The sequence below is a fragment of the Bradyrhizobium sp. 137 genome (assembly GCF_023074095.1).
In the GTDB taxonomy this organism is placed as follows: Bacteria; Pseudomonadota; Alphaproteobacteria; order Rhizobiales; family Xanthobacteraceae; genus Bradyrhizobium.
This window is the reverse complement of the sequence record NZ_JADPKU010000127.1, coordinates 175,743-190,189: the sequence shown is the minus strand read 5'-3', so window position 1 is coordinate 190,189 and position 14,447 is coordinate 175,743. Positions and strand designations below refer to the sequence as shown.

Genomic DNA, 14,447 nt, shown 5'->3' with positions numbered 1-14,447 from the left:
CAACGAACGCTCGGTTACAAAAGCGTTGATGGAGAACAGGCATGGCCCTCAAGGTCGAGCTCAGACCGCACGAACGCATCATCGTCGGTAACTGCGTGATTACCAACACCGACCAGCGCGCCCGCCTCCTGATCGACGGCGACAACGTGCCGATCCTGCGCGAGCGCGACATCCTCACGCCGGAGACGGCAAACACGCCCGCCAAGCTGGTCTATCTGGCGGTCCAGCTCATGTACATCTCGCCGGATCCGCAGACCCAGCACGGCACCTATTTCAATCTGGTGCGCGACATCGTCACCGCGGTGCCGAGCGCCTGGCCGATCATCGAAGGCATCAACAACAACATCCTCAACGGCGACCTCTACCGGGCGCTGAAAGACGCTCGCAAGCTGATCGCTTATGAGGAGAAGCTGCGGGATCAGTTCGAAGCCACGCATCCGAAGGCCGAAGCGGACAAGGACAACGTCAGCACCGCCGCGTGACCACACGCGTTCGCGCTGCACGCCGCGCGAACGATCAAGCCGCGCGAACGACAACGGCCCCGGATCACCTCCGGGGCCGTTGTCGTCTCAGGCATGCATCGCTGCTAGAGCGCCGCGAGCGGCGGCGCCTCGACCTCAACCACTCCGTCGCCGCTCCGGCGTCCACCGAACTCCAGCACGGCCGCGACCAGCGCGTCGATGTCCCTCTCGTCGGTGCGGTGATTGACGATCGCGGCACGGATCGCAAACCTGCCGTCCAGCGTGGTGCTCGACGGTGCCGCGACGCCCGACTCCTGGATGTCGGCGACGATCTCGCGATTGACCGCATCATCGGCGCGATAGCGGAAGCAGACGATGTTGAGATTGACCGGCGCCAGCAATTCCAGCCGCGGCTCGGCCAGAATGCGCGCCTCCAGATATTTTGCAAGCGCGCAGCTTCGCGCGATCGCCGCACCGAGCCGATCGGTGCCGAACGTCTTCAGAGTGAACCAGGTCTTCAGCGCACGGAAGCCGCGCGACAGATCAGGTCCGAGATCGCAAGGCCAGACCGCACCCGCCGCAAGTCCCCTCGCCTCCCGGCGCAGATAGGCCGCGGGCTGCGCAAACGCCTGCCGATGCTGCTCGCCGTCGCGCACCAGCAGGAAGCCGGCGTCATAAGGCACTTGTCCCCATTTGTGGAAGTCGAGCGCAATGGAATCCGCGAGCTCGATGCCGCCAAGCAGCGGTGCGAGCTCGGGCGACATGATCGCGAGCGCTCCGAAAGCGCCGTCGACGTGAAACCAGATCCCTTCCTCGCGGCACAGCTCCGCGACGGCCTTGAGATCGTCGATCGCGCCGACGTCGACCGTGCCGGCCGATGCGACCACCAGGAACGGCTTGAATCCCACCTCGCGATCAACAGCGATCTGCGCGCGCAGCGCGGCAACATCGATGCGATGATCGGCATCGACACCGATCTTGCGTAGCGCGTCCGTGCCGAGCCCGGCAATATCCATCGCCCGCGAGATGCAGCCATGTGCGGCGTGCGACGTATAGGCCGTGAGCAGCGCGCCATCATTGCCGATACCGTGCTGGCGTGCCAGCGCGCCGAGCGCGTTCGTACGTGCCACTAGCACGGCCATCAGATTGGCCATCGACGTGCCCGTGACGAAGATGCCGCTCGCGTCGTCCGGAAACGCGAACAGGCGGCGCATCCACGCAATGATCTGGCGCTCGACCTCGATCGGCATGTGGTCGCGTCCGCCAAGATTGGCATTGAGGCCGGCTGCGAGCATCTCCGCGAGCATGCCGACCGCTGTGCCGCCGCCATGGACCCAGCCCATGAAGCCCGGATGGACGTTGCCGGTCGCATAGGGCTCGACATGCTCGACAAACTCGCGATAGACATCGGCGAGGCGGCTCGCCTGGCGCGGCACGTCGGCCTTGAACGCCGCGCGGACCTCGTCGGGGATCGGCTGCCAGACTGGACGCGCCCGGATGTTGGCGATGCCGTCGATCGCCTCGTCCAGCATGCGATGGGCCAGCGCGCGAAACTCGCTCCAGTCCTGCGGATCGAGCGAGGTGTGGGTGACCGAGCCGGGCGTGTTGCGGATGATCTCATTCATGCTGCGCTCTCCTTGCCCGCGCGCGCATGCCGCGACAGCATCGCCGTGAACGCCGCAAATATCTTGCGCATCTGCGGCGGCTTGTACGGAAACACGACCGGGGAATCCATGTTGTGCACGACAGCGGTGTTGTCGGCTTCGAAGACCAGGAGCTCACGGTCCTGGTTCTCGGCGCAATCGACGATGAAATAGTCGAGCCCGACGCGTCTGCTCATCTCCTCGAGCGCGCTCCTGTGGCGCACCGCGAAGGTGTGGTCGAAGCCGAGCATGAAGACGGCCTCCTCGGCCCGCTTCTCCTCGCTGAATGCCATGTAGGCGTTGAGATACCAGATGTCCCAGCGATCGGCGATCGCCATGTGGCAAGCGTAAGGCTTGCCGTCGACCATGGCGAGGCGATATTTGCGATAGAGCCCGTCGGGACTGACATAGTCGACGAAGCGTGCGACGAAGAAGTCCTCATCCTTCCGTTCGGCAAGATAGGCCGAGAGCGCTGCCGCATCAGCGACCTTCGCGAGCCCGACGCCGGCATGCGAGCCGCGCGGTCGCGCGATCATCGGAAAGTGCAATTCTTCCGCGATGGAATCGCAGGCGATCCGCCCCAGCGCGAGCTCCGACAATTGCGCGCGCGTGGCGTGGACGGTCGCCGGAATGTCAAGGCCGGGCACACCCGTCAGCAGCCGGTACAGCTTGTCGCGATCGAGGTTGCCGATGAGATCGGGGCGATTGAGCAGCGGCCGCGGCCAGTGTGGCGCGGCCTTCTCGATCAGCGCGAGCGCGTCCCGGCATTCCTCGGAGTCGGACGCAACCACGATGGAGACGTCGTGCTCGGGCAAGTTCTCCGGCAGACCGACGCCCTTGACCACGTAGAGGGTCAACAGCTCGATGTCGGACCCTTCGAGTAGGAAGTCGATCGGCGTGTTGCCGCCCATGTCGATGTCGGCTGCAAGCGCGAGTACGCGCAAGCCCGGCTTCGGGGCAGCGCTGGGCGTACGAAATAACTGATGGAAGGTCAGCACCTCCGACTGGATCGCAAGCCCCGCCTCCTTGTCGCCAAGGAGCTGGACGATCAGCGACAGATCCAGGCCTTCGCCCGCCTGTGCCGTCCCCTCTCTGATCCGGGCCACGAGCTGGTCGCGCAACGGCTGCAAATCGACGCCTTCGAAAGCCTGGCGCGTCAGCTGCGCAAAGCCGATGCGGTCGGCGTACGCGCCGGCGCTCATCCCGAAAGGCTCACGCCGCATCGGCCGCCGCCGCTGCGGGCGCCGGCGCGAATTGCGAGGCGATATCGCCGTGGAACACCGACGGTCCGACGTGATCGAGCGAACTCTGGATGTCGGCCCAGATCTCGCCGCCGATGTCGGTCCAGCGCTTGCAGAAGGCGAAGTCCTCGGAAAGATACGTTCCGGTCGCTGGATCGATCATGCATTCGAACAGCGCGAACCGGTTGCGGCTCGCCGCCAGCGTATCCTGCGAATGCTCGCGGAAGAATTGCAAGTTGGCGTAGTCGGGGTGGCGGCACATCGCTTCCAGCACGTGGCGCCGGATCATCAGGAAGCCGGTGCCGGCATAGCGCACGCGGGTGAAGCCGTTGACGACCACGATGCGCTCGGGATCCTCGATCTCCAGCACGTAATCGAGCGCGGCCGCCGGCACGTCAGCGCGGCCGGCCTCAATCGCACGCTTCGCCTTGTCCCAGTTGACCCGCTTGATCGGATAGCAGCCGGCGACGACGTCGGCGCCGCATTCGATCAGCCGGAACACCTGCTCCGGCTTGAAGCCGATGTCGGCATCGATGAACAGGAAATGCGTCACCTTGGGATCGTCCAGGAACAGTGCGACCAGATTGGCCCGCGCGCGCGTGATCAGCGCGTCGCCGTCGCGCAAGTGCACCTTGAGCTCGAGATTGGACATGCCGTGCACGGCGCGCTGGAGCGCGAAGATCGAGCTCGCATAGATGCTCGACACCTGCCCGCCGAAGCATGGTGTCGCCACCACCAGTTGTATCTTGTCCGGCATCCCCAGCTCCGCCCCGCTCCAGTCCTCACCAAGAGGTAAAGAGGCATGGTTAACGGCGCCTTAACGCGTCCTTACAGGAACTTGACGAGCGAGAGCTGCGCCAGGCTCGAGGTCACCTGGTAGGACGCCTGGAGCGCATTCTGCAGCGCCAGGATCTCGCTCGCGACCTGGTCCGGCGAGGCCGATTCCGCTTGGTCGATGATGGTCTGGAGCTGCGCCTTGGCCTGGGTCTGGCGCGTGGACGCATCCTTCATCGTGTTCTGGGCCATCGCGATGTCGGTCTGGATGTCCTCGATGCGCTGCTGCCCGGGCTGCTGGGTCAGCGCCTGCGTCACCCGCAGGCTCAGCGCGGAAACCTGCCCGCCCGAATATTGGCCGGTCGGCGAGGTCGAGAAGGTCCCGAACACCGCGATCGCCTGCAATTGCCGGCGGATCGCATCCTCATTCGCCTGGGCGCCATATTGCACCGTCACGGCATCGTCGACCCGCGCCATCGCGGTCGAGCGCGGCGAACCCGGCCCGTCATTGCCCAAGTACCATTTCACTGTATTGGCCGAGCCGTTCACCAGCGTGGTTGCCGAACTCGCCGGCGACGAGCCGACGCGCAGTGGCGGTTGCGTGGCGGTCACGGGCGTCGAACTGAAACCGAGCGAACTCAGCGCGCCCGTATTCGAGCTCGTGATGCTGAGGCTCGCCGCATCGTCCGTGTTGATCGTGATCGAGCCGCCATGGACGGTCGAGGGCTTCGACGTCCCCGTGATCTGGTCAATCCTGCTCAAGAGGGTCTGGATGCTATCGGTGACGTTGAGCTGGTTGCCGGACGCGCCGGAAGCGACGAAGGTCAGCGTGGTGCCGTTGATGGTGATGGTGTCGCCGGCGACGAAGCCCGGCGAGATCGAGTCCGAGGGGCTCGCGCCGGACAGTGCCGTCGCGCCGGAGACAGGGGCCGGCGGCGTCGCCTGGTTGTTGACGGGCGCGCCGATTGCAGAGCTCGCGCTGTTGAAGAAGTTGTCGCCGGCGACGACCGCGGATGCCGCCACCAGCGAGGTGTTGGCGAGCTTGGTGATCGCGGTGTTCAGCGCCGTGTTGAGGTTCGCGGCCGTGTTGTTCGGGTTGACGGGGACGCTCGCATCGATCGCGAAGCTGCCGAGCGGGGTCGGCGTCGCCGTCGAGGCGGTCAGGTCGATCTGCTCGATCGTGCCGTCCGGCAGCGTGAACTGGACGCTCAGCTTGTCGCCGTTGTTCGGGTTGACGCCGTTGAGATCGACCGAGAACGACACCGGCGAGCCGCTCGGGCCGGTGACGGTCGCACCGGTCAACGTCGAGGAGACCGACTTGATCTTGAGCCCGAACGGTGACCCGGCGGCGTCTTCCGCGACTTGCACCGAGCTCAGCGTCGGCTGCGTCTGCACCAGACGGCCCATGCCGTTGGCGCCGAGGTCGGCGGCTTGGCGCTCCGCCATGACGGTCTTGAACCCCGCCTGCGTCGTGGTGCCGTTGATGATGTCGCCGGCATCGGCGACCGATTGGGTGTTGACGGCCGTTCCGGAGAACAGATAGCGGCTGCCGGTCTGCGTGTTGAGAACGCCGACCATCGAGCCGAACTGGGCGGCCGCGGTGTTCTGCGCGACCGTCTGGCCGTTGACGTTGAGATCCTGCGCGGTAGAGGCCGAGCCCGTCTGCACCGTGCTGCGGATCTTCGTCAGCGACTGCAGGGCGGTATTGGCGAGGTTGATGCTGACATTGACGTTGGTGATCGTGTCGGTATAGGCGGCGATGTTGGAGAGCTGCGCGCGCCCGGCGATCGCAAAACCCTCGTTGGTGCCCATGCCGGAATAGTTCTGCGACAGCTTGCCGGTCGAAAGCTGCGTCGACAGATCGGTGAGCTGCTGATTGATGTTGCGGATCTGCGAGCCCAGAACCGACGACGAGTAGTTGATGCTGCTGATCGACATGTTTCAGAGCCCTGTTACTTGTTACCCTTGAGCCTGGAGCAACGTGTTCATCATGCTCTGCACCACCGACATGACGTGGGCGTTGGCGGCATAGGCATTCTGAAGCTGGATCAGGTTCGACATCTCCGAGTCCAGGTTGACGCTGGAGGTCGAGTTGAACTTGGCCTGGAGCGTCGAGACCACGACGCTCTGGCCCTGCTGGAGCTGGGTCGCCTGGGTCGCGGCATTGGCCTGCACGCTCAGGAACTGCTGGAGGTAGTTCGAAACGCTGCCGGTGAAGGGCTGGCTCGCCGAGCCGAGCCCGCTCTGCGGCGAATAGGAGAACACGGCATTGGTGAGCTGGGAATAGAGATAGTCCGAACGCGTGGTGTCGCCCGCGGACGTCACCGGCGAGGTGTTGTAGACCGACAGCCGGGTCGGATCGGAAACCAGCTGCGTGTTCACGGCGATGCGTCCGGCAAGGCCGGTCATCTGCGAACCCGACGCGGTGATCGCGCCGGTGTAGAGCGCCTGGCCGCCGTCGGTGAACAGCGGCAGTTGCGGGTTGCCCGAGGTCAGCGTCGAGATCGTCTTGGTGGTCGAGGCCGAATTGACCTTGGCAAGGCCGGTGTTGTCGTCGGCTACCCGCAGCGTCGTGGCCGTCGCCGGCGACGGGGCGGCGGCGAACGACAGATGCGTGCCTGATAGCGCGGTGTTGAGCGCAGAGGCGATCGCGCCCATGCCGCCGGCGAAGTTGATGCCGATCCGCATCGGGTTGGCATTCGTCGCGTTCTGCAACGGCAACGCGGCCGGATCGGTCACGTTGACCAGCGTGATCTGGCGCTGCGTGTTGGTGGTCGTGTCCGTGTAGGTGATGTTGACGGTGTTGCCCGGCGCCGCACCGGCGAGGTCGAGATCGAATCCGGCCGGCGGACCGGAGACCGTGCTGCCGGCCGTGGTCTTGTCGGACAGCGCGCTCGACATCGTGGCGGCGAGCTGGTCGATCTGGTTCTGCGCCTGCACCAACGTCTGGTCGCGCAGCTTCAGGTCAGCCGCGATCTGGCCGGAAGACACCACGTTGTTGGCGACGACGTCGACCTGCGAGCCGTTCGGCAGCTTGATGTTGAACGCGCCGACGCCGGACTTGGCCGGATCGATGTTGTAGAGCGAGGTCGCCGACAGCGCGCCCGCGGACGCAAAGGAGAATTCCGAGGCGAGCCCGGCGCCGACGAGCTGAATCCCGGTCGTGGTGTAGATGTTGGCCTGGTTCGAGCCGTCCGTCGTGACGCGGACGTCGACATATTTCGACAGCGTGTTGATGGCCTGGTCGCGCTGATCCATCAGCGTCGCGGCGGAGGGATCGTTGGCCGACAGGCCCTGGAGCCTGGTGTTGATCTCGGCGATCTGCTGCATTGCCGCGTTGGCGGCTTGCGCCGAAGTGCCCAGATCCTGCTCGACGTTGGAGCGCAGCGACTGGATGCCTTTGGTCGTGACATTGAGCTGCTGTGCCAGCGCCTGGGCCGCGCCGAGGGCCACGGTCTGCGCCGACGACGCGCCCGAGCTTGTCGACAGCGCCTGCAGCGCCGTGGTGAAATTGTTCAGCGCAGTTTCGAGCGTGCCGGAATTGCCGGGCGTGCCATAGACATTCTGAAGCTGCTTCAGGATGTTGGCCATCTGGTCGGCGTAGCCGCTGCCACCGGTCTCGGTCCGTAGCTGGTTCAGCACGTAGCTGTCGAGCTCGCGGCTGACACCGGTGGTCATCGCCGTCGAGCCGAAGTCGCCAGTGGTTACCTCGATCTGGTTCGGCGTCTGGACGACGTAACCCGGCGTCTGCGAATTTGCGACGTTCGAGGAGACGATCGAGAGCGCGGCCTGGTTGGCACGCAGACCGCTCATCGCACTGGCGAGGGCCGAACTCAAACCCATGTTACTAGCCGCCTTTGGTTACGTTACGCGCCGATCAGCGCAACACGTTCAAGAGGTCCTGCACCATCGAATTCGCGGTCGTGATCACCTTGGTGTTGGCCGAATAGGCCTGCTGGGTCACGATCAGCTTGGTGAATTCGTCGGCGATGTCGGTGTTGGATCCCTCCAGCGACGAGCCGCTGATGGTGCCCGAAGCGCCATCGATGGCGTCTCCCGACTGTTCAGTCGCGGCATAAGCGCCGCCGTCGAGCGCCTTCAGATAGTTTGTGCCGTTGAAATGCGACAGCTGGACCTGAGCGAGGTTGAGGTTCTGGCCATTCGAGAAGGTTCCGACCACGATGCCATTGTTGTTGACGGCAACCGAGCGGAGCTGACCGGCGGAATAGCCGTTCTGGGTGATGGTGTTGATGGTCACCGCGCCGCTCGTGCTGGCATATTGCGTTAGCCCGCCCGAGGAGATGTTGAAGGCGACGGAGCCGAGCGACTGGCCGCTCACGCTGACATTGTTGATGGTGATGCCCGAGCCGCTCGGCGAGGTCAGCGAGCCGTCCGAGGCAAAAGTGAAGGCCTGGCCGGTATTGACCCAGCCGACCGTCGTGCCGGTCGCATTCGGGTCGGTCTGGTAGAACAGGTTCCAGGTATCGGAATGGCCCGCGCCCAGCGAAGCGCTGTCCGTCTTGGCCCAGCGCAATTGCAGATTCACCGGCGTGCCGGCGGCGTTGTAGGCGGTCACGGCACCGCCGCTGATCGATTCCTTGGTGAAGGTGGCGATGTCGTTGCCGATCACACCGCCGGTGCCGGCGGTGCCGCCGCCGTCGCGATTCTTGGTGATGGTCGAGGTGAAGCCGAGCGCGGCAAAGGCCGCGCTGTTCGAGCTCGACACTGTGAGATTAGAGACGGTGCCGGTATTCAGCGTGATCACGCCACCGCTGCTCACCGACGACCCCGACCCGCCGGAGAGTGCGTCGATCTTGCCGAGCAGGGTCGTGATGTTGTCGGTGATGTTGATCTGGTTCGGACCCGAGGCACCCGAGGCGACGAACGTCAGCGTCTGACCGTTGACGGTGATCGTGTCGGCGGGCGGGCCTGCGGAAAAACCCGACGAGAGCACTTGCGCGCCGCCGGCGGTCGCCGTGCCGCTCAGCACCGTTGAGCCCGAGATCGCGGGCGAGGACAGCACGTTTCCGCCGCGCGTCACGCTGCTGATGCCGAGCGCGGTGGCTGCCGTACCGCTGCCCACCGCCACGTCGGTACCGGTACCGCTGGAGATCACGATGTTGCCGCTGGCGGAGAGCGACGCCGTGACACCGGCGCCGCCGGCGGTCTGGATCGCGTTCAGGATGTCCGCCACCGTAGCCGTCGTGCCCGCACCGAGACCGATCGTGGTGTTGCTGCCGACCGTCGAGACCGTCGTGCCGGCGTTGAAGGTGACCGTGTTGCCGTTAATGGTCAGCGTCTGGCCGCTCAGCGCGGTGAGAATGCTAGAGGCGAGATGCGTACCTACCGTGTTGTCGAGGGAGGTGGTGGTCGAAGCCACGGCGGACGAATTGTTCTGAAGCGCAACCGTACCCGTGCCCGTGGTCGACGAGTAGGGCGAGCGGACGTTGCCGGTCGCCGCCGCGCCGGAAACTTTTGCGTTGGCATAGGGTGCCGGCGGTGTGCCGACGGGCAACGGGTTGGCGGCGAAGTCGGATGGGTTCAGTCCACCAGCCGCCAGCAGCGTGCCCGTCGCCGCCGTCGTGCTCGCCACCGTGTTCGGCTGCGTCGGCAGGTTCGCGGCGTACTGGATCGAGGTGGTCGCCTGCGCCGGAATGAAATTGTTCTGGAATTGCAGGACGGTCGCCACGTTGCCCTGCGGATTGCCCGTCTTCGGGTCGACCGTGACGCCCATCAGGTAATAACCGGCGCCATTGACCAGATTGCCGTTGGCATTGAGCTGGAAGTCGCCACGCCTGGTGTAGTAGGTGACGCCGCTGAACACCGGTACGTTGTCGACGACGCCGGTCGCCTTCTGGATCGAGAAGAAACCGTCGCCGGTGATCGCCATGTTGGTGGCGACGGTGGACGACGAGATCGTTCCCTGCGTCGTGATGGTGGCCTTGGCGTTGGCCGTCACGCCGCCTGCGACCTGCTTGCTCGGCACGGACGAGTCGGGAATGAGATCGACGAAGCTGGTGCCGATGCCCTTGTAACCGGTGGTCGATGAGTTCGCGATGTTGCCGGAAATGTTCTGAAGCGCGAACGACTGCGCCTGCAGGCCACCCACCGAGGTGTTCATTGCATCGAAGATACCCATAACTTTGTCTCCAAATCCGATCCCGGCGGCCGGTCGAGCCTGGCCGCAGTCGGAGGAGACAGTCGCAAAGGCTATGCCAATGCGGGTATCTTCAGGAAATCAACGACTTAAATCAACATGCCCCGGTCGGACGACCGGGGCACAATTGCCGGGCCGGCAACAATTGCCGGATCAAACTTCACGTCGCCGACGCCGCCGCGGGATGGAAGACCAGCCCGAAACCATCGATGCAATAGCGCAGTCCGGTCGGCTTCGGACCGTCGTCGAAGACGTGGCCGAGATGGCCGCCGCAGCGCCGGCAATGCACTTCGGTGCGGATCATGCCGTAAGCACGGTCCTCGGTCTTGCCGACATTGCCCTCGATCGGCTGGTAGAAGCTCGGCCAACCGGTGCCGCTCTCGAACTTGGTGTCGGAGCTAAACAACGGCAGGTCGCAGCCGGCGCAGGCGAAGATGCCCTTGCGATGCTCCTTGAGCAGTGGGCTGGAGCCGGGCCGCTCGGTGCCGTGATTGCGCAGGATCTCATATTGCTGCGGCGTGAGCTGGGCACGCCATTCGGCCTCCGTCTTCACGATCTCGAACTTTTCCGCGGCCTTCTCGCCAGCCTCGGCCGGCGATGCCCTCAGCCAGCGGAAGGCCGAAAGGCCGAACAACCCGGCGGCAGTCGATAGCAGGATGCGGCGATCAAACATCTCATTCTCCGTGCGGGAGCGTTCACGCCCTGAGATACGGGCTTCTGACGGCCGACGTTACACTTCCGGGCAGAATTATTCTCGGGTCTATTGCGAGACGCTGTCCTCCTGCGGGGCTGGTTCCGACGCCTGGGCCGCAGCTCGTGGCGGCGGTGCCGGCCGTGGCCGGACCCCGGGCGGCAGACGGCGCGGACCGGTGCCAGCCGCCCGGTTGGCTTCGGCGAGGCGCGCCTCGCGTTTCCCGTCCTTGACCCGCGCCCGCTCGCGGTAGCGGGCGAGCGAGCCGGCGGCCGCGGAACTCGCCCTGCCCCAGAGCCCGACCAACTGGCCCGCGACCCGTCCGGTCATCCCTCCCGCCCAGACCAGCTCGAAGGGCGAAAACAGGCGCCAGCGTTCATCACCCCGCAGGATGCTGCGCGCGATCAACTGTCCGGCCATGGCCGAGGTGTTCATGCCCTGGCGGCCGAACCCGCTCGCCACCCACAGGCCTTTGCGCAGTTGGCCGATCTGCGGCATGCCGTGCACCGTCTGGCCGGTGGCGCCGCCGAACATATCGGTGATCTCGACATTGCCGAGCTGGGGAAAAATCGTGCGGATCCGCCGCCTGACCGCGCCGGCGAAACGCTGCGGACGCGCCGCCCAGGTGGTCACCGGGCTCTCCCACATCAGCCGGTCGCCGTCGACGATACGGAAATGGTCGATGCCGCCAGCATCCATCACCGATCCTTTGAAGGCGGTGATCTCGTGCACGCGCTCGCCAAGCGGCGCGGTGATGCCGGCATAGCGCCAGACCGGAAGCAACGTCTCCGACAGGCGCCGCAGGGGCGCGCCGAGATGGATGTTGCCGGCGAGCACGATATGAGTCGCGCGCAGCCGCGCCGAGGGCGTGACGATGCGCTTGCGGATGCCGGAATGATCGATGCTGACGACCGGGGTATCCTCGAAGATGCTGGCGCCTGCCCGCCGCGCCAATGCCGCAAGGCCGTGCACATATTCGCGGCCGTCGACCTGGAACGCGCGGGGATAATGGATGCCGTGGAAGTAGCGATCGGTCTTGAGCGCTGCGCGGACGCGATCGACCTGCCAGCCCTCGACCTCGGTGTCGAAATCCTCGTGCAGCATCTGCAGCCGGCTGATCAGCCGGTCGCCGTCATCGACATTGGACACTTCCAGCGCGCCCTCGCGGAGGCCGATCCCCGGCATGTTCTCTTCGGTGGCGTTGGCGCGGACGAACTCGGCGCCTTGCTTCGACAGCGTCCACAATTCGCGCGCGTCCTCGAGACCGACGCGCTCGATCAGATCCGCGAGCGACAGTGCAAAGCCCGGCATCACGGTGCCGAGCTGGTTGCCGGAGGCGTTCCAGCCGATATGGCGGCCCTCGAGCACCGCGACGCTGGCCCCGAGCCGGGCCGCCTCCAGCGCGATGGAGAGGCCGGCAAGCCCCGCCCCGATCACGCAGATGTCGGCATCGAGATCGAACGTCAGCCGCGTCCGCTCGCGAAAGCCGGCTTCTTCCTGGGACACGCTTGTGAAAGTCTCGCTCATGTCGTTTCTTAACGGACCCATCGGGCGCTTGTCACCTTGTCCTCAACCCGCGCCTGTTGATTATCCTGGATGCGTAACGATTCGAGAATGCCATGCGCCGTTTGATGCTGCTGCGTCACGCCAAGACCGAGACCGACGCGCCGAGCGGCCGTGACCAGGATCGCCGGCTCGACGACCGCGGCCACAAGGATGCTGCGCGGATGGGCGACTGGATCGCCGCCCATCCGCCCTTCCCCGAGACCGTGCTGGTGTCGCATGCCGTCCGGGCCCGGCAGACCTGGGACATCGCCTGGGAGGCAATGAAGGACCGCGTCGCTGCGCCGCAGGTCGAGGTCCTGCCGGAACTTTATGGCGCCGATCCCGCGCAGATCCTGGACGCCATTCGCACTGCAACCGCCCCGGCCGACCCTAAGCAATTGCTGCTGGTCGGCCACAATCCCGGCATGCACGAGGTCGCGCTCATGCTGATGGGCGGCGGCGATCCGGCCGGCGCGCGGGCACTCGGCCACAACCTGCCCACCGCGGGGCTTGCGATCTTCGACTTTGACGTCAAGGATTGGGGTGACGTGGCCTACCGCCGCGGCAAACTGGTGCTGTTGGTCAGCCCCAAGCTGCTTCGATCGGGATGATCGCGCGACGTACCGCTAAGACGTGCTGACCGAAAGATTGGAGGCGCAGATGTTCAAGTCCATCCTCGTGCCCATCGACCTCGCCGACACCGAACTCGCTAAGCCGGCGATCGCGACCGCGGCGACGTTGTCGCAAACCTGGGGCGGCGTTGTACGCCTGCTCAACGTGCTGCCGATGACGCCGGTGATGCTGGCCGAATACGTGCCGGCCGATTTCGACGAGCAGCAGCGCCAGACCTCGGAAGAAGCGCTCGCCATCGTCGCGCGGGAGTCCGGGATCGAACCCTCCCGCATCTCCAGCGTGGTGCGCCAGGGCGGCATCTACCACGAGATCCTGGAGGAAGCGGTGCACATGAAAGCCGACCTGATCGTGATGACCTCGCACCGGCCGGCGATGCGCACCTATTTCCTCGGCTCCAACGCCGGACACGTCGTGCGCTACGCCAAATGCTCGGTGCTGGTGGTCAGGCACTGAGTGTCGCAGCCAACTCCGTCATTGCGAGCGCAGCGAAGCAATCCAGAGTCTTTCCGCGGCGGCAGTCTGGATTGCTTCGCTGCGCTCGCAATGACGATGGCGAGGCACCGTCCGCCCATTGCTCGGCCTACAAGATCTCGCGTTGCCTGTCGGGCAAAACACGCCAGGGCTGGGTCAACCCGCGCCGTTCGATATATTCCGCTTTACCGAAATTCGGAAATGACGTATGCCTCTCCGCAACCCGGCCCAAGCAAGAGGGGCGTATCGCGATCGTCACGACACGCGGGCCGGGCGGCGGTGGACGCAGGTCACATCGGCACGAAGGACTTCGCAGGGCGGAGAGCCGTGAGCGGGGACCTCGCGCACTCGACCGGTGTGATCGGCGTACGGCGAAATCGTGTGGTCCTGGCGCCCGGGGTCTGTGCGCCAAGTCTTGCAGTGATGTGAGCGGCCCAACCGGACCGCGGCATCAGTTATCGGCAAGGCGACGGGGGCAATAGTGCATCGCTCCCCGGGGAGCACCGCGACATAAGCCGTTCCAACCATCCGCGCAGGGAAGGCCGGGATGTCTCCGGTTGCCCTGTTGTCCGCTATGCATGAAGCACACGCAATCTGCTCTTGGCATGGCGGCCCATGGGAGCCAACCGGCTCCCGGTCTTCCCTGCGCCCTCTTCAATTATGAGGGCAAGGCACCGAAGCAGAGCTCGGGCGAACAAGCCGCGAGGATGCGAAGGTGTGTCTACGATTGAAATGCGAATTGAAAGCGCGATGCCATCACCCCACACTCCGTCATTGCGAGCGCAGCGAAGCAATCCAAAAATGTATCCGCGGATAGATTCTGGATTGCTT

The 14,447-nt window shown here is 65.2% G+C and carries 11 protein-coding genes; 3 read left to right on the top strand and 8 right to left on the bottom strand.

What is annotated here, in order from left to right; all coding sequences use genetic code 11:
• Nucleotides 1-41: 41 nt before the first annotated feature.
• The gene (flbT, locus tag IVA78_RS31990; protein ID WP_247421873.1) at nucleotides 42-482 is read left to right on the top strand and encodes a flagellar biosynthesis repressor FlbT; all 441 of its coding nucleotides are present in this window, start codon (nucleotides 42-44) and stop codon (nucleotides 480-482) included.
• Nucleotides 483-586: 104 nt separating this feature from the next.
• Here the strand turns inward: flbT and IVA78_RS31985 are convergent, their stop codons facing one another.
• The 8 genes from IVA78_RS31985 to IVA78_RS31950 all read right to left on the bottom strand — a co-directional run bounded on the left by IVA78_RS31985 (nucleotide 587) and on the right by IVA78_RS31950 (nucleotide 12,494).
• Nucleotides 587-2,086: an aspartate aminotransferase family protein gene (locus IVA78_RS31985; protein ID WP_247421876.1), complete on the bottom strand. Its 1,500-nt coding sequence runs from the start codon at nucleotides 2,084-2,086 to the stop codon at nucleotides 587-589.
• The gene (locus IVA78_RS31980; protein ID WP_247421879.1) at nucleotides 2,083-3,306 is read right to left on the bottom strand and encodes a hypothetical protein; all 1,224 of its coding nucleotides are present in this window, start codon (nucleotides 3,304-3,306) and stop codon (nucleotides 2,083-2,085) included. The genes IVA78_RS31985 and IVA78_RS31980 overlap by 4 nt, the downstream gene beginning before the upstream one ends.
• 10 nt (nucleotides 3,307-3,316) lie before the next feature.
• On the bottom strand, nucleotides 3,317-4,102 hold the full coding sequence (locus IVA78_RS31975) for a hypothetical protein (RefSeq protein WP_247421882.1): 786 nt from the start codon (nucleotides 4,100-4,102) through the stop codon (nucleotides 3,317-3,319).
• A 71-nt stretch (nucleotides 4,103-4,173) separates the two neighbouring features.
• Nucleotides 4,174-6,057 carry a flagellar protein gene (locus tag IVA78_RS31970; RefSeq protein ID WP_247421884.1) on the bottom strand — a complete coding sequence of 628 codons (1,884 nt, stop codon included), beginning with the start codon at nucleotides 6,055-6,057 and terminating at the stop codon, nucleotides 4,174-4,176.
• Nucleotides 6,058-6,078: 21 nt separating this feature from the next.
• Nucleotides 6,079-7,962 (bottom strand): flagellar hook-associated protein FlgK, encoded by a 1,884-nt coding sequence (flgK, locus tag IVA78_RS31965; protein WP_247421887.1) that lies wholly within the window; start codon nucleotides 7,960-7,962, stop codon nucleotides 6,079-6,081.
• Nucleotides 7,963-7,996: 34 nt separating this feature from the next.
• The gene (locus tag IVA78_RS31960) at nucleotides 7,997-10,258 is read right to left on the bottom strand and encodes a flagellar hook-basal body complex protein (RefSeq protein WP_247278680.1); all 2,262 of its coding nucleotides are present in this window, start codon (nucleotides 10,256-10,258) and stop codon (nucleotides 7,997-7,999) included.
• Between the two features lie 178 nt (nucleotides 10,259-10,436).
• Nucleotides 10,437-10,949, bottom strand: coding sequence for a peptide-methionine (R)-S-oxide reductase MsrB (gene msrB, locus IVA78_RS31955; protein ID WP_247421890.1), 513 nt, complete (start codon nucleotides 10,947-10,949; stop codon nucleotides 10,437-10,439).
• Nucleotides 10,950-11,036: 87 nt separating this feature from the next.
• Nucleotides 11,037-12,494: an FAD-binding oxidoreductase gene (locus tag IVA78_RS31950; RefSeq protein ID WP_247421893.1), complete on the bottom strand. Its 1,458-nt coding sequence runs from the start codon at nucleotides 12,492-12,494 to the stop codon at nucleotides 11,037-11,039.
• A 92-nt stretch (nucleotides 12,495-12,586) separates the two neighbouring features.
• Between IVA78_RS31950 and IVA78_RS31945 the strand changes: the two genes are divergently transcribed.
• Entirely contained in the window at nucleotides 12,587-13,123 is a 537-nt protein-coding gene (locus IVA78_RS31945; protein WP_247421894.1) for a histidine phosphatase family protein, read from the top strand.
• Nucleotides 13,124-13,172: 49 nt separating this feature from the next.
• Nucleotides 13,173-13,598 carry a universal stress protein gene (locus tag IVA78_RS31940; RefSeq protein ID WP_247421898.1) on the top strand — a complete coding sequence of 142 codons (426 nt, stop codon included), beginning with the start codon at nucleotides 13,173-13,175 and terminating at the stop codon, nucleotides 13,596-13,598.
• Nucleotides 13,599-14,447 lie beyond the last annotated feature (849 nt).